The 20,503-nt window shown below is 30.6% G+C and carries 19 protein-coding genes and 1 pseudogene; 11 read left to right on the top strand and 9 right to left on the bottom strand.

All coding sequences use genetic code 11. The features are described from left to right. From B0A78_RS15140 to B0A78_RS09125, 5 genes and pseudogenes are all read left to right on the top strand, one after another. Positions 1–140, top strand: a pseudogene (locus tag B0A78_RS15140) (Rpn family recombination-promoting nuclease/putative transposase); the annotation flags it as partial. A 356-nt stretch (positions 141–496) separates the two neighbouring features. Further along, entirely contained in the window at positions 497–1,213 is a 717-nt protein-coding gene (locus tag B0A78_RS09140) for a hypothetical protein (protein WP_065213422.1), read from the top strand. Positions 1,214–1,346: 133 nt separating this feature from the next. Further along, a complete protein-coding gene (gene rlmD / locus B0A78_RS09135) occupies positions 1,347–2,759 on the top strand; it encodes a 23S rRNA (uracil(1939)-C(5))-methyltransferase RlmD (protein ID WP_014165546.1) in 1,413 nt (470 codons plus the stop codon). Between the two features lie 60 nt (positions 2,760–2,819). Next, on the top strand, positions 2,820–3,314 hold the full coding sequence (locus B0A78_RS09130) for a DUF6452 family protein (RefSeq protein ID WP_065213421.1): 495 nt from the start codon (positions 2,820–2,822) through the stop codon (positions 3,312–3,314). Further along, positions 3,286–3,990 (top strand): DUF6048 family protein, encoded by a 705-nt coding sequence (locus tag B0A78_RS09125; RefSeq protein ID WP_014165548.1) that lies wholly within the window; start codon positions 3,286–3,288, stop codon positions 3,988–3,990. Before B0A78_RS09130 ends, B0A78_RS09125 begins: the two co-directional genes overlap by 29 nt. A 221-nt stretch (positions 3,991–4,211) precedes the next feature. Here the strand turns inward: B0A78_RS09125 and B0A78_RS09120 are convergent, their stop codons facing one another. The 4 genes from B0A78_RS09120 to B0A78_RS09105 form a co-directional block, all read right to left on the bottom strand. Continuing rightward, positions 4,212–5,045 carry a CvfB family protein gene (locus B0A78_RS09120; protein WP_014165549.1) on the bottom strand — a complete coding sequence of 278 codons (834 nt, stop codon included), beginning with the start codon at positions 5,043–5,045 and terminating at the stop codon, positions 4,212–4,214. 80 nt (positions 5,046–5,125) lie between these two features. Continuing rightward, positions 5,126–5,467, bottom strand: a complete 342-nt coding sequence (locus B0A78_RS09115; RefSeq protein ID WP_014165550.1) for a DUF2853 family protein — start codon at positions 5,465–5,467, stop codon at positions 5,126–5,128. Positions 5,468–5,550: 83 nt separating this feature from the next. Beyond that, positions 5,551–7,215: a 2-succinyl-5-enolpyruvyl-6-hydroxy-3-cyclohexene-1-carboxylic-acid synthase gene (menD, locus tag B0A78_RS09110; RefSeq protein ID WP_065213420.1), complete on the bottom strand. Its 1,665-nt coding sequence runs from the start codon at positions 7,213–7,215 to the stop codon at positions 5,551–5,553. 33 nt (positions 7,216–7,248) lie between these two features. Further along, complete coding sequence (locus B0A78_RS09105; protein WP_014165552.1) at positions 7,249–7,929, bottom strand: hypothetical protein; 681 nt, start codon at positions 7,927–7,929, stop codon at positions 7,249–7,251. A gap of 39 nt (positions 7,930–7,968) precedes the next feature. On the opposite strand from B0A78_RS09105, the gene B0A78_RS09100 reads away from it, so the two are divergent. After that, complete coding sequence (locus B0A78_RS09100; RefSeq protein WP_014165553.1) at positions 7,969–8,463, top strand: GNAT family N-acetyltransferase; 495 nt, start codon at positions 7,969–7,971, stop codon at positions 8,461–8,463. A 53-nt stretch (positions 8,464–8,516) separates the two neighbouring features. On the opposite strand, the gene B0A78_RS14975 is transcribed toward B0A78_RS09100, so the two are convergent. Beyond that, positions 8,517–8,642, bottom strand: coding sequence for a hypothetical protein (locus B0A78_RS14975; RefSeq protein ID WP_261764991.1), 126 nt, complete (start codon positions 8,640–8,642; stop codon positions 8,517–8,519). A 103-nt stretch (positions 8,643–8,745) separates the two neighbouring features. Between B0A78_RS14975 and prmA the strand changes: the two genes are divergently transcribed. From prmA to B0A78_RS09080, 4 genes are all read left to right on the top strand, one after another. After that, positions 8,746–9,582, top strand: coding sequence for a 50S ribosomal protein L11 methyltransferase (gene prmA, locus B0A78_RS09095; protein ID WP_014165554.1), 837 nt, complete (start codon positions 8,746–8,748; stop codon positions 9,580–9,582). A gap of 31 nt (positions 9,583–9,613) precedes the next feature. After that, positions 9,614–9,889: an ATP-dependent Clp protease adaptor ClpS gene (locus B0A78_RS09090; protein WP_014165555.1), complete on the top strand. Its 276-nt coding sequence runs from the start codon at positions 9,614–9,616 to the stop codon at positions 9,887–9,889. Between the two features lie 115 nt (positions 9,890–10,004). After that, positions 10,005–11,270 carry a sterol desaturase family protein gene (locus B0A78_RS09085; protein ID WP_097609606.1) on the top strand — a complete coding sequence of 422 codons (1,266 nt, stop codon included), beginning with the start codon at positions 10,005–10,007 and terminating at the stop codon, positions 11,268–11,270. A 9-nt stretch (positions 11,271–11,279) separates the two neighbouring features. After that, positions 11,280–11,939 carry a lysoplasmalogenase gene (locus B0A78_RS09080; RefSeq protein WP_077225038.1) on the top strand — a complete coding sequence of 220 codons (660 nt, stop codon included), beginning with the start codon at positions 11,280–11,282 and terminating at the stop codon, positions 11,937–11,939. Positions 11,940–12,588: 649 nt separating this feature from the next. On the opposite strand, the gene B0A78_RS09075 is transcribed toward B0A78_RS09080, so the two are convergent. The 4 genes from B0A78_RS09075 to B0A78_RS09060 form a co-directional block, all read right to left on the bottom strand. Further along, the gene (locus B0A78_RS09075) at positions 12,589–13,008 is read right to left on the bottom strand and encodes a nucleoside-diphosphate kinase (RefSeq protein ID WP_014165558.1); all 420 of its coding nucleotides are present in this window, start codon (positions 13,006–13,008) and stop codon (positions 12,589–12,591) included. 86 nt (positions 13,009–13,094) lie between these two features. After that, on the bottom strand, positions 13,095–14,681 hold the full coding sequence (gene bshC, locus B0A78_RS09070; RefSeq protein ID WP_014165559.1) for a bacillithiol biosynthesis cysteine-adding enzyme BshC: 1,587 nt from the start codon (positions 14,679–14,681) through the stop codon (positions 13,095–13,097). A 305-nt stretch (positions 14,682–14,986) separates the two neighbouring features. After that, on the bottom strand, positions 14,987–15,235 hold the full coding sequence (locus tag B0A78_RS09065) for a hypothetical protein (RefSeq protein WP_065213416.1): 249 nt from the start codon (positions 15,233–15,235) through the stop codon (positions 14,987–14,989). 831 nt (positions 15,236–16,066) lie between these two features. After that, positions 16,067–17,752 carry a leucine-rich repeat protein gene (locus tag B0A78_RS09060; RefSeq protein WP_169859118.1) on the bottom strand — a complete coding sequence of 562 codons (1,686 nt, stop codon included), beginning with the start codon at positions 17,750–17,752 and terminating at the stop codon, positions 16,067–16,069. A 550-nt stretch (positions 17,753–18,302) separates the two neighbouring features. On the opposite strand from B0A78_RS09060, the gene B0A78_RS09055 reads away from it, so the two are divergent. Beyond that, on the top strand, positions 18,303–20,495 hold the full coding sequence (locus tag B0A78_RS09055; protein WP_014165562.1) for a B12-binding domain-containing radical SAM protein: 2,193 nt from the start codon (positions 18,303–18,305) through the stop codon (positions 20,493–20,495). The last annotated feature ends 8 nt before the right edge of the window (positions 20,496–20,503 follow it).

Genomic DNA, 20,503 nt, shown 5'->3' with positions numbered 1-20,503 from the left:
CGGCTTTTGACGACGGTAAAGAAGAAGGAAAGATTCAAGGAAAAATTGAAACTGCTAAATCTTTAAAAAAACTAGGCATTTCAATAGAAATAATCATGCAATCAACAGGATTAACCCAAGAAGAAATAAACAAATTATAAAAAACAGTGCTCCTGCCTTTTTTGTAAATTTGATCCATCAAACCATTTGGAATCATGAAGGCTAAATACATCAATCCGTTTACCGACTTTGGATTTAAAAAAATATTTGGGGAAGAAGCCATTAGAATTTTTTAGGATTTCGCGTTTACAAGAAATACCGTTTTACGAAACCATCAAAGGTTTGAGTACAACAAGTTTTTGAAAATATTTCATTTTTACAGTAAATTGATGTTTGCGTTTTGCAAGAATTTTTACCTTTAACAAAAAATAATCAGTTCCTAAGTTTCTAAAGTTGTAAACCGTCACAAACAGAATACAAAAGCAAATTAATAAAACATCTATTTCAATTATTATTTATGGGATTTTTTGATATTTTCTTTAAGAAAAAACAAGCTGTAACTAATTTAAAAAACTCAAAAAAAACTCAAGACGTTCAACTAAACAAAGAAAATACGTTCGTTTCTACAGTTGATCATTTAAAACATAAGATCATTCGATCTTTAACAAACGAACAAAGAGAACGCATTCATAAATCGACTATTTTGCTTCAAGCGGGACAACTTTATATGCACTATTGGACAGACCATTTAGTTTGTAAAAACCCGAATGATCCCGAATGGCAAAATAAAGTTATGTTCTTTTGGAAAGCAGAAGAGCCTTTTCCTAAAAAATCTTTACCCCCTATTTTTGAAACTTTTAAAACCAAACATTTTCTCTTTGTTGGAGATACGTCTAAAATTTCATTACAAATAGGGCAAGCCATCCCTTGGTTTGGAATGCCTGGCCTTGGTCAGAAACATTCCTGTGAGATGAATGGACAAAAAATAACAATTCCTGAATTAAACAAAATTGGTTTGGTTGAATACATAGAACCCGTTGAACTAAAAGATGACAATCTAGATATATTATCCGACAAAGACAATTACTTTTTTTTAATTGATGAAAGGATTACTCCATTTCAAAACGGTAATTTTCTTCTAAATGGCATTCCAATCCCTATAGATGTGGCATATAGTATTGGAGGTATTCACATCATCAAAAAAATAGAATTGGAAGAATCTAAAAGTAAATAGGAATTTCAAATTAACGTTTTATCAGGTCCAAGAATAATAGATTAGTTATTATTCATTAATCAAACTAAACTGGTTTTTTCTAAAATCCAAGAGCAAAAATCATAAATATGATAGCAATTATTATCTTTGCACTATGGGAAGAAAAAAAGACAAACAAGTCGTATTCGAAAACGTAAAAGTCCTTGATGCAGGAGCAAAAGGCGTATGTGTGGCAAAAGCCCCAGAAGGTCAGGTCATTTTTTTAAGTAATGTAGTACCTGGTGATGTAGTAGATATTCAAACCTTCAAAAAGCGAAAATCGTATTATGAAGGTAAAGCTTTCAAATTTCATTCGTATTCAGAGCATCGTGTAGATCCCGTATGCGAACATTCTGGTGTATGTGGTGGTTGCAAATGGCAAAACATGAATTACAACCAGCAGTTATTTTACAAACACCAAGAGGTAGAAAATAACTTAAAACGCATTGGAAAAATAGAATTACCAATATTCGAACCTATTTTGGGCTCTGAAAAACAGTTTTTCTATCGTAATAAAATGGAGTTTGGCTTTTCCTCTAGTCGCTGGATGACCCCTGAAGAAATTAACAGTGGCGAAGAACTAGATAATAAAAATGCGGTAGGATTCCATATTCCAAAAATGTGGGATAAAATTCTTGATATCAACAAATGTCATTTACAACAAGATCCTTCTAATGATATTCGTAATGAAATAAGGCATTTTGCCAACGAAAATAATTTATCCTTCTTTAATCCAAGGGAGCATAGTGGTTTGTTACGCACCCTTATGATTCGTACAGCTTCTACGGGAGAAATCATGGTAGTGATTCAATTTTTTGATCATAACCAAAAGCAAATAGAATTGATTATGAATTTTTTAGCCGAACGTTTTCCTGAAATTACTTCGCTGCAGTATGTAATCAACCAAAAAGCAAATGATACTTTGTACGACCAAGACATTATTTTATTTAAAGGTCGAGATTATATCTTAGAAGAAATGGAAGGCTTACAGTTTAGTATTAATGCGAAGTCTTTCTATCAAACCAATTCAGAACAAGCGTATGAATTATATTCTATTACGAGGGATTTTGCAGGATTAACAGGCAATGAATTAGTATATGATTTATACACTGGAACAGGAACAATTGCTCAATTTGTTTCTAAAAAAGCAAAAAAGGTAGTTGGTGTCGAAGCAGTTCCGGAAGCTATTTCCGATGCAAAAGTAAACGCTAAACGCAATAATATTAACAATTGTGAGTTTTTTGTAGGTGATATGAAAAACGTATTTAACGACGAGTTTATTGCCACACATGGACATCCAGATATCATTATTACAGACCCCCCTCGTGATGGTATGCACGCAGATGTGGTCGAACAAATCTTAAGAATTGCCCCTAAAAAAGTAGTGTATGTAAGTTGTAACTCTGCTACACAAGCACGTGATTTAGCGTTAATGGACAAGATGTATAAAGTAACTCGTGTACGACCTGTGGATATGTTTCCACAAACCCATCACGTAGAAAATGTTGTACTTTTGGAAAAAAAGTAAATAGTAAAAGGTGATTAGTAGCTAATCACTTTTTACTTATCATTAATTACTCAAATAAATATGAAAAAAATACTTTTTGGATTATTCACCATTATATTCACTTTGCCTTTTTTGAATTGCGAACCCGATGATGTCTGTCCACAAGGAACTCCCACAACCCCTAGAATGATTGTACAATTCTTTGACAACAACAATCCAACTAATCTTAAAACCGTAACAGATCTGAAAGTTACTGCGGAAGGAATGTCTACTTCTTTAGATTTTACGGGTAGTAACAAGATAGAATTGCCTCTAAAAGTAAATGGAAATCAGGTACATTATACTTTTCAAATTAATTCAAAAAATAGTACTTTAGCTAAGGACGATCAAATTACCCTTAATTACTCACGTAACGATGTTTATATTTCAAGGGCTTGTGGATATAAAACTGAATTTACACTAAACACTCCTAATGGAGCTACCCTTACAACCCCTAAAAATTGGATACAAGAAGTAACCATTCAAAAAACATCTATAGTAAACGAAAATGAAACACATATCAAAATTTTCTTTTAGTCTGTTATTAACTGTCTTTGCACTAACTATTAGTAAAGCACAGGAAAAAACAAAAGATACTATCAAAAAAACAGAACGCTACGGGGTACGAATAGGCGCTGATTTATCTAAAATTACTCGTTCTGTTTTTGATAAAAATTACAAAGGGTTAGAATTAGTTGGTGATTATAGAGTAGGCAAAAGAATGTATATAGCTACCGAAATAGGTAATGAAAAAAAGACCACGGAAGATAAGCGTCTTAATTTCACAACGAAGGGTAGTTATTTAAAAGTCGGATTTGACTATAATTTTTATCAAAATTGGCTTGACATGGAAGACATGGTTCATTTAGGACTTCGTTATGGTTTTTCTTCTTTTAATCAAGAACTTACGAGTTACAAAATATATAATACTACGGGATATTTTCCGCAAGCAGATGCTGTAGTTGTTAATATGAACTATAAAGGTTTAACAGCACATTGGACTGAAGTGGTGGCAGGAGTAAAAGCTAAAATTTTTAATAATTTTTATGCGGGTTTCAGTTTACGAATTAATTATTTACTATCCGAAAAAAAACCAGAAAACTTCAATAATTTGTACATTCCTGGGTTTAACAAAACATTTGATGGAAAATTTGGAGCGGGATGGAATTATAGTATTACGTATTTTATTCCTTTATATAAAAAGAAAAAATAATTATAATTATTTTTTCTTTTTATAATAGTCTTTAAACTATTATAAAAAGAGGTTGTCTAAAAAGATATTCTAATGATGTTTTTTTTACCCAATGAAAAAAACGAAGTTAAACAGGAAAAGCAAATCACATAAGCAGATTATCTTTAGTTCCGATTTCCTATCGTTAGGTAACAAACGAAACATTTAGGCGTGTTTTTTGGACAACCTCCTTCATTCTTGATCTATTCTTTTACCAAATAAATACCATCTGGTCTTAATTCTATCATTTTTTGTCTGTAAAGAGTCCCTATGGCTTTCTTAAAAGTTTTTTTACTCATTTGTAAAATTGTTTTAATATCTTCTGGGCTACTATTGTCATGTAATTTTAGCATTCCTCTTCCAGCTTTTAATTCATCTAATATTTTTTGAGCAGAGACATCTATTCGTTCAAAACCCAATGGCTGTCTTGATACATCTATCTTACCATCTGGGCGAATATTTTTGATATACCCAATGATGCGATCTCCTGTTCTTAGATCTTCAAAAATTTGATCTTTATAAATTAATCCTTTGTGCTTTTCATTAATAATTACATTAATACCTGTATCTGAAATATGAGAAACAATCAGGTCGACTTCTTCTCCATTTTCAACACTTAGATTTTGATTACTCAAAAATTGATTTAACCTACTAGAACCCACCAAACGATTCGTTTGTTTGTCTAAATACATATATACAAGATACCTTTTTCCTTCTTCCATGGGTCTTGCCTGTTCTTTGAAGGGTACAAACAAATCTTTTTCTAGTCCCCAATCCATGAAAGCACCAAATTTATTCACATAATTAACTCTCAATAATGAAAATTCATTTAAAACGATATAGGGTTCTAAGGTAGTTGCTACAGGGCGTTCTTCATGGTCTAAGTAAACAAACACATCTATTTCTTCATCTATCTCATATTCTATAGGCACGTATTTGTTAGGCAATAACACGTCTTTATCACCGTCTGTTAGATACAATCCTATATTGGTATTTCGAGCTATTTTTAGAGTATTATATTTTCCTATTTCAATCATCAGTCAAAATTTAAAGTGGCAAAGATACAAATAAAAAATCCCGATAAAAATCGGGATTTTATAAACTTTATAAATTCTAATTAATTATAAGCACTCTCTTTTTGGAAATGAAGTGTTAATAAATAGTATACAACTGCGCGGTATTTATTACGGTTAGAACGTCCGTATTGTTCGATTACACTATCAATTGCAGCATCTAATTCTGGACTATCAGACAGTCCTAATTTTTTTATTAAAAAGTTATTTTTAACTGTATCTAATTCGGACTGTTGTGACCCCGAAACGGTTGCTGAATCTTGATTATAAATAGACGGTCCACACCCTATTACTACTTTTGTCAATAATTCCATATCAGGTGTTACTCCACATTTTTCTTGTAAATCCGCAGCGTATTTTTCAATCAGTTCATCTCTTTTACTCATATTTTTTCTAGTTATGTTATTGTATATCTATCAAATATATAAAATTATATCAAAACAAACAAGCTCTAAAACAAAAAAAACAATCATTTTAATTCCTTAAAATACTGTATAAGAATCTCATTATTGCGTTTTTCGGGGGTAAAAATTTCATATATAGCTGGTTTATTCAATAATGAAAACGTTTTCCAATCGGTTCGCAATTGATTTTCTTCTGTAGCCTTAAAATAATCAAATCCATACATTTTAGCTAAATATTCTGCTGTTAGACTATGTGAAGTTTCAAAAAAAGTATTGAATGTTTCGTTTTCTTGATGCCCTGGTAAAATTCTAAAGATCCCTCCTCCTCCATTATTTATAATAATAATTTTAAAATCGTTGGGTATATAATGATTCCATAACGCATTGCTATCATAAAAGAAGCTAATGTCTCCCGTTATAAAATAAGTTGTTTTTTTACTTGCCACAGCAGCACCAATAGCTGTTGTAGTACTTCCTTCTATCCCACTCGTCCCTCTATTACAATACACTGAAATACTGGGATCTATAGAAAATAATTGTGCGTATCGTATAGCTGAACTATTACTAATTTGTAATTGAATATTTTCAGGTAATAACTCCGTTATAATTTGAAAAACTTTTAGATCTGAAAAACTCAATTCTTTCAAATAAAGAGTATGCAATATTGCCCTTTGTGAACGAATGGCTAATACTTCTTTTTGAAAAGAACTTTCTTTATAAGATGTTAATTTTAGGAAATGTTCAAAAAAAACATTGGGTTTTACCTTAAAGTGCTTCTTAAGACATCCATACGTATCATAAGCTCTTAACTCATCTATATGCCAATGCGTATTGGGTTTGTATTTCCTAAAGAAAGTTTTTATGCGTTTTGAGACGATCATCCCTCCTAATGTCAACAATATTTCGGGTTTATAACGTTCAAACTCTTCTTCTGAAAAAGGTGTTATAATCGTATCTATATTGGTAATAAAATTTTCATGATGCACATTAGACGTAACCTCAGTCATAACAATAACTGAAGGATCGCGAGCTATTATGTCTAAATATTTTGTATCAATAGAATCCGAGTGATTTTCGCCTATTAATATTATTTTTTTTTGAGCTAGATTCCATTCTTCCGCAAAAATTTCTAGAGCATCTAATTGTTCATCCTTTTTTTGAAAATTAAACCATATAGGCTTGATAGTTGGTTCAGGAATTGTTTCATATAAAGGTTCTTCAAAAGGCGCATTTATATGAACAGGTCCTTTTTGGGAAATACTAAAAAAAAGGGCTTCTTGTATCAATCTATCATTTTCTGAAGAAGCATCTTCTTGTAGATTTGCGTTATATAGGATGTGATTAGCAAAAACATTCGCTTGTCTAATGGTTTGTCCGTCTCCTATATCTATTTTATCAATTGGCCGATCAGCCGAAATAACAACTAAAGGTATCTGACTATAAAATGCCTCTGAAATAGCGGGGTAATAGTTTAACAACGCTGATCCTGAAGTACAAATTAGCACTACTGGCTCCTGTAATTGTTGAGCTAAGCCTAATGCAAAAAAACCCGCACAACGTTCATCTACTATACTATAACAATTAAATTCAGTTTGATTAGAAAAGCCTATAGTCAAGGGTGCATTTCGCGAACCTGGGGAAATGACTATGTGTTTTAATCCTTTATTCTTACATATTTCAATTATGCTTTGTGCTAAAGGAATTCTTGGGTAAATAGCGGTAGGTTTCAATTTGTAATAAACTCATGTTTTAACGCAAAAGTATTAACTTATCGTCATATTTTGAGCATTTTCTTTTAAAATTAAAAATTTATAAATCATGTAATAGGCTAAAGCAGAAAAAACGACAATCCATTTGTGTAAAAAAATTGATTCATAGTAAAACATATTAAAGAAAAAGAGCGACATTTGAATTACTAAAAAAACTGTAGCTATAAGAAAAAATAGATTTTCTTTTTTCATTTGATTCACATAAGTAATAACCCCAACAGCACCTAAAAAAGCCGTAAGCAAAGAATTAAAAACCCAGTAAATATAATGCTCTTCTACTTGTTCAAAAACAAAATTAATCATATAGAGGTATAAAACGAATAATGGCACTAAAGCAACTCCTATGGCGGTTCTATCTTTTTTTTCAATAAACTCTAGTATTAAATAAATCAGTCCCATTTTGGAAACCAAAGAAAACAGGGTTGCCATTTTAAAAACCGCATCTCCTTCTATTGCAAATAAAGAAGAAGTAACCTGATATATTATTAAACATACTAAAAATTTCATATTGATTCTTAAAGAAGAAATTATATACAGTATGAAAAGCAAGGGAATGCTCATACAACGTAGGTATTCTTCTAATATATCTACTTGCAAAAAAGCCATAACCCCATACAAAATAAGGTCAAAAACAAATAGAAATTCAAAAAGTTGAGCAATTTTTTGTATTTTCATGATTTAAATTTATTAATTTTTTTTTAATTAAAGAGTAATATGTCCATCCAAATAAAAGAAGCTAAATTTGAAGATCTTCTTGAAATTCTTGAAATCATAAATTACGAAATTTTAAATAGTACTTCTATTTGGGAATATGATATCAGAACTTTAGAACAGCAACAAAAGATTTTTGAAGAAAAAAAAATAAATAATCAACCTTTTTTAATTGCGATAAAAGAAAATAAAATAGTAGGATTTGGGACGTATGGTTCATTTCGTTTTAAAATAGGGTACCAATTTACCGCAGAGCACTCAGTATATGTACATAAAGATTTTCACGGAAATGGAATTGGCTCACTTCTTTTAAAAGAACTCATTAAAATTGCAAAAAAAGAAAAAATTCATACTTTAATTGGTGTTATTGATTCTGAAAATTTAGGAAGTCTTGCCTTTCATAAAAAATTGGGATTTCAAGAAGTAGGACATATTAAAGAAACTGGGTTTAAATTTAACAAATGGCTGGACTCTATCTTTGTTCAAATTTTGTTATGAGTTAGCAACAATTGGCCACTTGTTTATTTACTATCCTATATTGAAAAAAAACTTTATCCGTGACCCAAACAATCAAGATTATTCTCATCAAAGCAATATTTGTATATCCGTTTTATAACAAATTCTCTTTCTAAATAAAAAGAGCCTAATACTCCATAAAATATTTGCCCTTTTTTCATGTTTACTTTTTTAACAAACAAATTTACAATTTTCATTCAAGAAAGAGCTCTTAACCCAAAACTATAATCTACGAAATAACTACCTTTGCAAAAAAACAAAGCAATGCAAAATACATATATAGGATACCATTTTGAGGTAGAACCTAAGGAGCTAGGCTCTGAAATTTTAATAGCAGAATTGGGAGAACTTCCATTTGACAGTTTTATTGAAACGGACAAAGGTTTTTCTGCTTATATTCCTAAAGAAAATTGGAATGAGGGTATTTTAGAAGATATTTATATATTACAAAATCCCGAGTTTAAAATTTCATACACTTTTGAAGAAATTGAACAACAAAATTGGAATGCAGAATGGGAAAAAAACTTTGATCCAATTGATGTTGATGGTTTATGTCATGTACGCGCGCCTTTTCATCCTAAAACAGATGCGCAATTTGACATTATAATAGAACCTAAAATGAGTTTTGGAACAGGACATCACGAAACCACCCACATGATGATCCAACATTTATTAGAATTAGACCTTAAAGACTTAAAAACACTTGATATGGGATGTGGAACTGCTATTTTAGCAATACTTGCTGAAATGAAAGGAGCACAACCTATAGACGCTATAGACATCGACAATTGGTGTTATTTAAATTCTATTGAAAATGCAACACGCAACAATTGCAAACATATAACGGTTTATGAAGGAGATGCTTCCTTATTAAACAATAAAAAATACGATTTAATTATTGCAAACATTAATAGAAATATACTCCTTAATGATATGCAAACTTATGTGAATTGTTTAAATCCTAATGGCATTATTTTATTCAGCGGTTTTTACGAACAAGACATTCCTTCTATTGATGCTTCATGTACAGAAAAAGGCTTAACTTTTGTTAAAAAAATTAGCCGTAATAACTGGGTATCATTAAAATATATAAATTCGTAAACTAATTTTCCTTTAATAAAAATTAATATCCATGAGTATTATTGAAAAAACACAAGAAGACGTTGCCGTTTTAGAAGAAGTTTCTATCAACCATGAAATAATTTTGTATAACGATGATGTAAACACGTTTGATCATGTAATAGAAACATTAATACGCGTTTGTAATCATGAGGAATTACAAGCAGAACAATGCGCTATTTTAGTACATTATACAGGTAAATGCGCTGTAAAAACAGGTTCTTTTAACGAATTACAACCATTATGCTTTGCTCTTCTTGATGCTGGATTAAGCGCAGAAATTATATAATTCTTAAATAAATCACTAAAAAAAAATTTATTTAAAAAAAAATAATTAGATTTACTAAAAGCAGATAGAATCCTTTTTAAAAAAATTTTCTGAATTTTTAAAATCTAATATTACAATGGAAACTTACGGCAAAATACTGATTATAGCAATGCCTGTTTTCTTATTCTTAATTATTATTGAGAAAATATATGGCTATTACAAAAAAGTAGATTACGCTCCTATGATGGATAGTATTTCTAGTTTAAGCTCTGGAATGACTAACGCTACTCGAGATGTCTTAGGCTTAAGTATGTCCATCATTACATACGAATTCATGGTTTCTAAAATAGCTTTTTTTCACATTAAAGAATCTATTTTTGCCTACATCATTGCATTTATTGCTATTGATTTTCAGGGATACTGGACACACCGTTTGGCACATCAGATCAATATTTTTTGGAACAAGCATGCTATTCATCACAGTAGCGAAGAATTTAACCTATCGTGTGCATTAAGGCAATCCGTTTCTGATTTTTTTAAATTATTTACTTTTTTATTATTACCTGCCGCTCTGTTAGGTGTTCCTTCTAAGGTTATTGCTATTACCCTACCCATCCAATTCTTCTTACAATTTTGGTACCACACACGATACATTAACAAACTAGGTTTTTTAGAAAAAATAATTGTAACCCCCTCTCATCATAGAGTTCATCATGCTATTAATCCAGAATATATGGATAAAAACCATGCGCAAATATTTATCTTTTGGGACAAACTTTTTGGTACTTTTCAAGAAGAATTAGCAGATATTCCACCCGTTTTTGGTATTACACGTCCTGCCGAAACTTGGAATCCTTTTAAGATTAACTTTCAGCACCTTTGGCTATTAATTAAAGATGCTTGGTATGCTGAAAAATTCATAGATAAATTAAAAATTTGGTTTATGCCTACTGGCTGGAGACCAGAAGGGTTTGACAAAAAATACCCAATTCCTAAAATTGAAGATGTATATAATTTTAAAAAATTTGGTACCAACCATTCTACATTATTAATACGTTGGTCATTTATTCAATTATTTTCAACCTTGTTATTAATATCTTACTTATTTGACAATATAGCTAGAATAGGCTTACCGTATATCTTTTATTATGGATCCTTCATTTTTGCAACAGTATATAGCTACACCGAATTAATGGATAAAAATAAGTTTGCACACATTTACGAAACTACCCGTTTCGTATTTGCTATTGTTATCATTTACCATTTAAATGGCTGGTTTCAAATAGACCAAATTATCCCTTATGGCACACATATAGTCTTCAGTTATTTTTTAATTGCTCTTTTTATGAGCTTTTATTTTGTAAAAATAGAATTTAAACAAAAAAATATTAATTCGCTTTAAACTAATTTTATGAGCCAGTATTTGAAATTTTTTATAGGCATTAGCGTGTTTTACCTACTCCTATTACTCGCTAAACAAGAAGCTATTGCTTGGTATTTCAAACCGCTATTACTTCCTTTACTAATTTTAGAAACTTATAGTTCTAGTAATTTCCGAACAAAAAAACACCTTCTTTTTGCTTTGTTTTTTTCTTGGATTGGCGATGTCGTCTTAATGTTTGCAGACAAAGCTGAGCTATATTTTATTTTAGGCTTAACCTCTTTTCTAATAAGCCATATTTTCTTTATCTTTTTATTTATAAAACAAGACCAAACCAAACCCAATTCTAACTTGTTTTGGATAGGATTTATATTTGTAACAATGTATTTATTAGGTATGCTAAATCTACTTTTCCCTAGTTTAGGAAATTTAAAAATACCTGTTGCATTATATGCCACAACCATTTCTATTATGTTGTTAATGGCTATTAAAGGTTATTTTAAGTGGTCTAAACCAAACAACCTAACCATACTGATAGGTGCTTTATTTTTTGTAAGCTCTGATAGTATATTAGCAATCAACAAATTTCATTCAGAACTACCCAAATCTGGTTTTTTGATCATGCTAACATATATCGTTGCTCAATTCCTTATAACTAAAGGAATTTTAGGTCTAAACAAAAATAAATAGCATTCTTTTTTTCTATTTAACCCAAATTACGCATTAGACTTCGTTGTGAAATTTGGGTTTAAATTTCATCAAATAAACAGATACAAAAATCAACTCAAAACTATGTATTAAAATTTATGATGAAGGTAAAAAGCTGAGATGATAAAAATCCCCGTTTTTTTCGTAGATGTAGTTTTTTCATTGAAGATAGAAAATGGTTGTTTTTTAGATTTAATGTTATTTTTTATCTGTAATAAATTTTCAATCCATAATCTGAACCTAAACTGTCATCCAAATAAAAATCTGTATATTATGTAATGCAAGCCTCTAAACAAGCTCCTTGAAAACAGGTTAAATCTTACATAAGGATGCGTTTAAATATACAGAAAAAATAGGTCCTGAAAGGCAATAAAGTATAAAATGATTTTTTTAAAGAGAGACTTGATATGGATTCAGAGAATTAAAGGAGAAGACCTCCAACATAAAGATAGATAGTTTCAACAATGAGGGGGTCTTAAAAAGTTGTCTTATTATCATTTCAACCAAAGGTAGAAAATAAAATCACATAGTACTTATAACTTTTTTGTCTTGTCTTTTAAGTAATAAACTAGATTTTATTTTAAGGTACTACTTTTTAGACACCCACAATGTTTTTAAAAATTATGTTTGATTAGAACATTTCTCTTCCTGCAAAGTGAAAAGCACCTTCAATAGCAGCATTTTCATCAGAATCTGAACCATGAACCGCATTTTCACCAATAGAAGTAGCATATTTTTTACGAATAGTTCCTTCTGCTGCTTCCACTGGGTTCGTAGCACCAATTAAAGTACGAAAATCTTCTACTGCGTTCTCTTTTTCTAAGATAGCTGCAACAATTGGCCCACGAGACATAAACTCTACTAATTCACCATAGAATGGTCTTTCAGCGTGTACAGCGTAAAATTTTTGCGCATCTGCAACTGTTAACTGAGTTAATTTCATAGATACAATTCTAAAACCACCTTCAGTAATCATGTTTAAAATTCCCCCAATGTGTCCTTTTTCAACAGCATCTGGTTTAATCATTGTAAAAGTTCTATTTCCTGCCATTTTTTATCTTTTTAAATTTGGTGCAAAAGTACAAACTTTAGTTTAAAAGTTTATTTTTTTAAGATTTATTTTCATCCGAAACCTTTTTAAAAAACTATTGTGTTAAATTCATTACTAAGCGGATTTAATTTTTCTAATAAACTAGCAATAAAATTTTCACCGTATTCAATATAAAACACACTGAAATTCAACTGGCGTTCCTGCAAACTTTCATTTGGAAATATCTCATTTTGCAAATCAATAATTCGTTTTAATTTATCGTCATGATTTCTTTTTTCAGCTTTTAAGAGGCGTTTTTCAAGATTTTCTAACCCTTTTATTTGTTTTGTTTCTTGGGCTTTTACTGCTTTTACAAATGTTTTATCCGTTTGGTTTGCAAGATCCAAAAGGCTCTCGAATTGTTTTTTTAAATGTTCTTTTTGTCTTGAAAAATCTATTCTAAATTCCGAAAACTGTCTTGTTTTCTGATTTACTAATTCAGTTTGTTTAAGAAACAAATCCGACCAGGTTAATTGTAATTTATCTGCTTTTTTAAATTGTTTTTCAGAAGCAATAACTACAGAATTTCGAAGCAACAAAATGGGAAACGTTACCTTAAAAGTTTCAAACATTGTTTTTAATTCTAACCAATAGGCTATTTCTCCTCCTCCTCCAATATAAGACAAATTTGGCAATATGGCCTCTTGATACAAAGGTCTTAAAATAACATTAGGACTGAATTTTTCAGGTGTTTTTTGAACTAACTCTAAAATTTCAGTTTCAGAAAAAACAAGTTTTGTATTATTTATTTTATAAACTCCATTTTCAAAAAGAATACGTTCGCGCGAATTATCTTCCATATAAAAAAGGTTGATTTCTCTAGGATTTACCTGAACATCGTAAGAAAAAGAAGAAAGTCTTTCTTTTACTTTTTTGTATGAAGTTTGTTGTATGAGTTCTTCTTTAATAACAGGAACAAAAAGTTGTTTTAGGGCATTATCATCTCCATCTAAAATTACTAACCCGTATTCTTTAAATAATTCATTAACTAAATAGCGTGTTGCATCTGCTAAATTATCATGTCCTAAATAGGCTTTTTCAAAAAGCAAAATAAGTCTCTTGGCATAGTCACTAATTCCTAAACTTTCTTTCATTTCTTGAAATACTTGATCCAATCCTTCTGTGGTCAATCTTCCTACGGGACCTTTAGAATTTCTATGCCAACTGATTTTTTTTTGATTGAATTTAAAGTGATTGATTTCCTCAAAATCGTGATCTTCCGTAGCCATCCAATAAACTGGTACAAAATGGTATGTTGGATATTTTATTTTTAATTCTTTACACAAATTTATAGCTGAAACTATTTTGTATATAAAGTATAAAGGCCCTGTAAATAAGTTTAGCTGATGCCCTGTAGTAATCGTAAATGTTTTGGATTCTTTTATCCTATGAATGTTATCCAAAGTAGCTTGACTGATATCAAATCCTTGGTTTTGTTTTAGAAGTGAATCAGCTAGTATTTCTCGATTTTTTACAGGATAGTTATTTGTTTTTTCTTCTATTTGATTCAAAAAATGCTCAACTTTAGGAAATCGGTTATAGTATGACTGTAATTCTTTTTCTTCATTTAAATAATCAACAATTAATGGCGTAAAATACCCTGAGTCCTGATAAGTTATACAATCTGTTAGCATCTCTTTTTTTTAGGTAAAAATAGCAAATAGATTGATTCCTTTTTTAGGTTTTAACATCTTCTTAAAAGAGGGGGCTGAATCTGTAATAAATTTCTAATGCGTAATCTGATATAAAGTTATTATTCAACGGTAGTTAATATTTCTTTTTATAATTGCCTTTTAGATATACAAATTAGTAGTTTATCCACAATACCCTTTGCAAACATCTCTTTAATACCTCTTATTTAGTCTCTCATAAAAGTAAAAAAGTAAATTATGATGGTATTATTCAGGATTTTTTCAAAAAGTATCTGTTATAGGCAATTTCACTTGTAATTTGTAAACTTTTTGATAAGCCTGTATCTTTGTTCTTTTTTAAAGATCGTTTCTAAACTAAAATCTTCTATACCCTCCTGTATATCAAGAGAAATGATTAAACAATCAATATTGGTGTCATCTTGAATTTTTAATTTTTCTCTCACTCTATTCAATCGAGCATAACCTACCACTTGCCTAATATCCTGATGGAAATATACTTCCTTGTACCGTAATTTATATTTAGTATCTATAATCATTTGACAATGGAGTTTTGAAACCAGAACATCTAAGCTATTACTATAAGTGTGGATAATTAATAATATATTTCTTACTTACAAAATGGATTAAGCTTTAATCTGTTTGAGTTCATTGTCTTTAATTTCGTTTGAAATACGTTCAAAGACGGGATGACAATAATTTATGATAGGTTGGATGCTGCTATATTTTTTCCAAAAAGATTTTGATTACTTTTCCCATAACTACTAACAAAGTATAACACTTTTTTTAAAAAAATCTGTTTTTAATGCCATCTTCGCGAAACAGCTAAGATTTCGCTACCTTCAGAACACAAAAAATGCCCTCCTATTGAACGGAACCATTGACATTTCATTCCCTTAGACCTTTGAGTTTTGGCTACCACCAAGATACCAAGCGAGTGGCTCTCTTTTGTAAAAAACTGCTAGAATGTAAATTGCCGTTTTTGCAACAAGGTCATTTCGGCAATCCTTTTTATTTAAGCTGATTTTAGGTTGGTATTACTTCTATTTTTATCTGCAATGCAGGAAACTTGCGGCGCTTCCACATACTACTCAAAAAGCCATAATCCCTCATTTTGATAAGATTTTAGGGAGTATATGCAAGGTAAAACATCTTATAAACTCCTCCAAAGAAAGTGTCATTTCTTTTTTAATTCCTTGTTCCTTTTAAAAAAGAATAAAAAAGAGGTTGTCCAAACATTTTTTTAGGACAACCTCTTTTTATTGGTTTACGCTGAATTTGCGATTTTGTAATGTCTTATGGAATAGTAAAAACCAAAGGAGTATACATTCTTTTTATATCTTAAAGGATTTATAAAAAATCCTTTGCAACTACTCTTTCACTATTTTTTTTAAAACTTTGTAGCCTGTTTTGTTTTGTCCAGAAAATAGATAGATTCCTTTTGGTAGTTCAGAGAGGTTCATAGTATCTGTGTTTTGCTCATTTCTAGAAACTAATTTACCCTCTGCGTTATAAATTGCAATATTTTCTAAATCTTCTGAAAAATACAATACCTCTTTTGCTGGATTAGGATATAGAACAAAGCTATTTTTTATATTTTCTGATGTAGAAAGAGTCTGTTCTATAATCTTAAAATTTTTCCAAATTGCAGCTGCTTGATATGCAGCAACTCTACCTTCAGGAATTTTTAGTTCTATATTATTTAAAACAAGCCCATTAAAAACATCCCCAGATACTGCAAGTGGATCTATCCAATTTACAGTAACAGCAGTTAAACCTCTGCAATTTTCGAAAGCTCTATTTCTAATAGAAGTAACAGAATTAGGAATGGTAAGGGTGGTTAAAGCTCTACAATCCTGAAAAGCTCCATATCTAATAGTAGTAACTGAATCAGGAATGTTAACAGTCCTTAAACCTCTACAATCCTTAAAAGAATACGTTCCAATAGAAGTAAGCGAATTAGGTATGGTAACAGTGGTTAAAGCAGTACAATTTTCAAAAGCACTTTCACCAATAGAAGTAACTGAATTGGAAAGGGTAAGGGTATTTAACCCTTCGCAATTTAGAAAAGCTTTATCGCCAATAGAAATAACGGAATTAGGAATGATAACAGATCTTAAATTAGTGCAATAATAAAAAGCTTTATTTCCTATAGAAGTAACCGAATTGGGAATAGTAACGGTAGTTAAACCAGCACAACCCGAAAAAACAGATTCCCCAATAGAAGTAATAGAACTAGGAATCGTAATAGTAGTTAAACTACGACAATTATCAAAAGCATTATTTCCGATAGAAGTAACGGAATTAGAAAGGGTAACACTAGCTAAACTACGGCAACGCTCAAAAGCACTACTTCCGATAGAAGTAACGGAATTCGGAATAATAACAGAAGTTAAACCTGTTTTATAAAAGGCATTGCTTCCTATGGAAGTAACCGAATCAGGAATGGTAATAGAGCTTAATTTAGAACATAAATAAAAAGCTCTACTTTCTATAGAAGTAACAGAATCAGGAATGGTAACAGTCGACAAATTAGAACACCCCGAAAAAAGAGCACTATTAATAGAGGTAACAGAATTAGGAATGGTAACAGCGGATAATCCTAAACATCCTGAAAAAGCCAAATTTCCAATAGAGGTAATGGAATTAGGAAGATTAACAGCGGTTAAGAGTTCGCAATTAATAAAAGTAGAAAAACCAATAGAGGTAACGGAATTAGGAATGGTAACAGAAGTTAAACCTTTGCAATTTTCAAAAGCCTCATCTCCGATAGAGGTAACCGAGTTAGGAATGCTAACAGAAGTTAAACCTGTACAATTCTGAAAAGCACCATATCGAATAGAGGTAACTGTATAAGTAACACCTGCATTATCTACAGTAGAAGGAATAGTAATAGCGCCGCTAATAGAGGTATTAGGTGTTCTTACACTTACATTCATACCCGATGTCACCTCGTAGGTTAAATTTCCTACTGCAAACTCCTGCGGAAAAATACTAACTGTAAATAATAGAGCTACTATTATATTCAATCTTTTTAAAATTTTTTCAATCTTCATCATAATATTTTTTTGCAAATTTAAGTATAACTTTTGTTCTTTCTACTAATAGTATACCGTTTTTTAAGGCTAAAGAGAGGGTAACATTCGATGTTTTTTCTTTGTTTAGGCTCTAGTTATCCTTTTTTATTTATATTTCCCTGTGATCTTTAGTGTGTGTTTTTGATGACTCTTCTTTTAAATATTTCTTATAATTCAATACCGTTTCACTCCGTTTTTTCTATCTAAAAAATCCAAATCTTCTATCTTTCTACAACATAATAATGAGAGCACTAATAATAGGTTATTCTAATCATTAAACATAAAAACAACTTCACAAATGGTTTTCTTATTCACTCTAATTATACCTCTTCGTGTATTTTTACCCCAGATTAGCATTATTTATTACAGATAAAACCTATATATCGAGAAAAAATTTCCGTCTTTTTTTCTCTTCTTTTCTTCATATTTTAGAAATTATCCCAATATTTTAGAAAAAAAATACAATCTCATAGATTCAAAACCTTAACAAAATGCTTTTTTAGATTTACCTTTGCAAAAAAACAATCCCTTGAAAACCATTTTACTTATAACTCCTCCTTTTACCCAACTGAATACACCGTACCCAGCTACTGCCTATATAAAAGGTTTTTTGAATACTAAATCTATTTCATCATTTCAAATAGATTTAGGCATTGAAGTTATTTTAAAATTATTTTCTAAAAAAGGGGTTGAAAAAATATTTGAAATAAAAAAAACAGAAATCAATCATTTAACCGAGAACGCTCAACGAATCTATTCTCTTAGAAATGATTATATAAAAACAATTGAAAGTGTTATTGCCTTTTTACAAGGAAAAAAACCGTCACTAGCACGCCAAATCTGTTCAGGAAATTTCTTACCCGAAGCCTCTCGTTTCCAACAATTAGACGACATGGATTGGGCTTTTGGTAATATGGGAATGCAAGATAAAGCAAAACATTTAGCCACTTTATATCTTGAAGATTTATCTGATTTTATTATAGAATGTGTTGATGAAAATTTTGGTTTTAGCCGCTACGCTGAACGATTAGGAAGAAGCGCTAATTCTTTTGATGAACTACATCATTGTTTAAAAGAAGAACTCACTCATATTGACTCTATTACGCTAGAAATCCTAGAAGAAAAAATTAAAAACACAGCACCAAAACTCATTTGTCTTTCCGTTCCTTTTCCAGGGAATTTATACAGTGCTTTTCGTTGTGCACAATTCATTAAAAAACATTATCCTGAAATAAAAACCGCTATGGGAGGAGGTTTCCCTAATACGGAACTCCGCGATTTAAAAGATAAAAGGGTTTTTGAATTCTTTGATTTCATTACTCTTGATGATGGTGAATTACCATTAGAATTACTATGCACCCATATCTATAATACGAGCTCTAAAGAAATACAACTAAAACGAACTTTTATTCTTGAAAATGATGAAGTTATTTTTAAAAATAATTGTACACAACCTGATTATAAACAAAGCGAGGTAGGTACTCCTGATTATTCTGACTTATTGCTTGATCAATATATATCAGTAATAGAAATAGCCAATCCTATGCACAGTTTATGGAGTGATGGTCGATGGAACAAACTTACTATGGCACATGGTTGTTATTGGGGAAAATGTACATTTTGCGATATTTCATTAGATTATATCAAAATTTACGAACCTATTCACGCCCGAATTATAGTAGATCGTATGGAAAAAATCATTCAGCAAACAGGAGAAAGTGGTTTTCATTTTGTAGATGAAGCAGCCCCTCCTGCCCTTATGCGAGAAGTGGCTTTAGAAATTTTAAGAAGAGATCTAGTGGTCACTTGGTGGACTAACATTCGTTTTGAAAAAAGTTTTTCGAGAGATCTGTGTTTGCTTCTAAAACTTTCAGGATGTATAGCCGTATCAGGCGGATTAGAAGTAGCCTCTGATCGCTTATTAGCTTTAATAAAAAAAGGAGTAACAGTAGAACAAGTAGCCCGGGTAACACGTAATTTTACAGAGGCAGGTATTATGGTACATGCCTATCTTATGTACGGATATCCAACCCAAACAATTCAAGAAACAATTGACAGTTTAGAAATGGTACGTCAACTTTTTGAGATGGGTGTATTACAAAGTGGTTTTTGGCATCAGTTTGCCATGACCGCGCATAGCCCCGTAGGAATGAATCCTGAAGATTTTGGTGTAATTCCAAAAATAAACGAGATTACTTTTGCTAACAATGATATTCAGTTTAGGGATAAAACAGGGATTAACCACGATCAGTTTAGTTTTGGTTTAAAAAAATCACTTTTTAATTATATGCATGGTTTATGCTTTGATTTCCCTTTGCAAGATTGGTTTGATTTTAAAATTCCTCGAACTAAAATTGCGCCCAATTTTATTGAAAACTGCCTAATAACTGAAGATCCGTTTAATTTTAAACCTAATCAAAAAGTTTATTACATAGCTCCTCTTCCTCAAATTAAATTTTTCACAAAAAGTAAAAAAGGAAGATCTTGGGAAATGGCAGAAATGCTTTTTGAAACAAAAACAAATCGCTTTTCAATTCATCTAGAAAAAGGACACGCCCTTTGGTTACTTCAAAAATTAACCAACTTAGATATAAGAAACCATATTCCTCAAAATTTAGGACAGATAAAAAATAGCTTTGAAGAAAAATTTGAAGATTTTGAAATATTTTGGTTTTCAAAATCATTAAATCTAGTAAAAGAAAATGGTTTAATCTGTTTATAGTATTATTT

This window comes from Flavobacterium columnare NBRC 100251 = ATCC 23463 (genome assembly GCF_002530675.1).
In the GTDB taxonomy this organism is placed as follows: Bacteria; Bacteroidota; Bacteroidia; order Flavobacteriales; family Flavobacteriaceae; genus Flavobacterium; species Flavobacterium columnare.
This window is presented reverse-complemented; position numbering and strand designations above follow the sequence as displayed.

Excerpts from the sequence above, each read along its gene's own strand:
- B0A78_RS09140 (WP_065213422.1), top strand. The coding sequence starts at position 497 with ATGGGATTTTTTGATATTTTCTTTAAGAAAAAACAAGCTGTAACTAAT.
- rlmD (WP_014165546.1), top strand. The coding sequence starts at position 1,347 with ATGGGAAGAAAAAAAGACAAACAAGTCGTATTCGAAAACGTAAAAGTC.
- B0A78_RS09130 (WP_065213421.1), top strand. The coding sequence starts at position 2,820 with ATGAAAAAAATACTTTTTGGATTATTCACCATTATATTCACTTTGCCT.
- B0A78_RS09125 (WP_014165548.1), top strand. The coding sequence starts at position 3,286 with ATGAAACACATATCAAAATTTTCTTTTAGTCTGTTATTAACTGTCTTT.
- B0A78_RS09120 (WP_014165549.1), bottom strand. The coding sequence starts at position 5,045 with ATGATTGAAATAGGAAAATATAATACTCTAAAAATAGCTCGAAATACC.
- B0A78_RS09115 (WP_014165550.1), bottom strand. The coding sequence starts at position 5,467 with ATGAGTAAAAGAGATGAACTGATTGAAAAATACGCTGCGGATTTACAA.
- B0A78_RS09105 (WP_014165552.1), bottom strand. The coding sequence starts at position 7,929 with ATGAAAATACAAAAAATTGCTCAACTTTTTGAATTTCTATTTGTTTTT.
- B0A78_RS09100 (WP_014165553.1), top strand. The coding sequence starts at position 7,969 with ATGTCCATCCAAATAAAAGAAGCTAAATTTGAAGATCTTCTTGAAATT.
- B0A78_RS14975 (WP_261764991.1), bottom strand. The coding sequence starts at position 8,642 with ATGAAAAAAGGGCAAATATTTTATGGAGTATTAGGCTCTTTTTATTTA.
- prmA (WP_014165554.1), top strand. The coding sequence starts at position 8,746 with ATGCAAAATACATATATAGGATACCATTTTGAGGTAGAACCTAAGGAG.
- B0A78_RS09090 (WP_014165555.1), top strand. The coding sequence starts at position 9,614 with ATGAGTATTATTGAAAAAACACAAGAAGACGTTGCCGTTTTAGAAGAA.
- B0A78_RS09085 (WP_097609606.1), top strand. The coding sequence starts at position 10,005 with ATGGAAACTTACGGCAAAATACTGATTATAGCAATGCCTGTTTTCTTA.
- B0A78_RS09080 (WP_077225038.1), top strand. The coding sequence starts at position 11,280 with ATGAGCCAGTATTTGAAATTTTTTATAGGCATTAGCGTGTTTTACCTA.
- B0A78_RS09075 (WP_014165558.1), bottom strand. The coding sequence starts at position 13,008 with ATGGCAGGAAATAGAACTTTTACAATGATTAAACCAGATGCTGTTGAA.
- bshC (WP_014165559.1), bottom strand. The coding sequence starts at position 14,681 with ATGCTAACAGATTGTATAACTTATCAGGACTCAGGGTATTTTACGCCA.
- B0A78_RS09065 (WP_065213416.1), bottom strand. The coding sequence starts at position 15,235 with ATGATTATAGATACTAAATATAAATTACGGTACAAGGAAGTATATTTC.
- B0A78_RS09060 (WP_169859118.1), bottom strand. The coding sequence starts at position 17,752 with ATGAAGATTGAAAAAATTTTAAAAAGATTGAATATAATAGTAGCTCTA.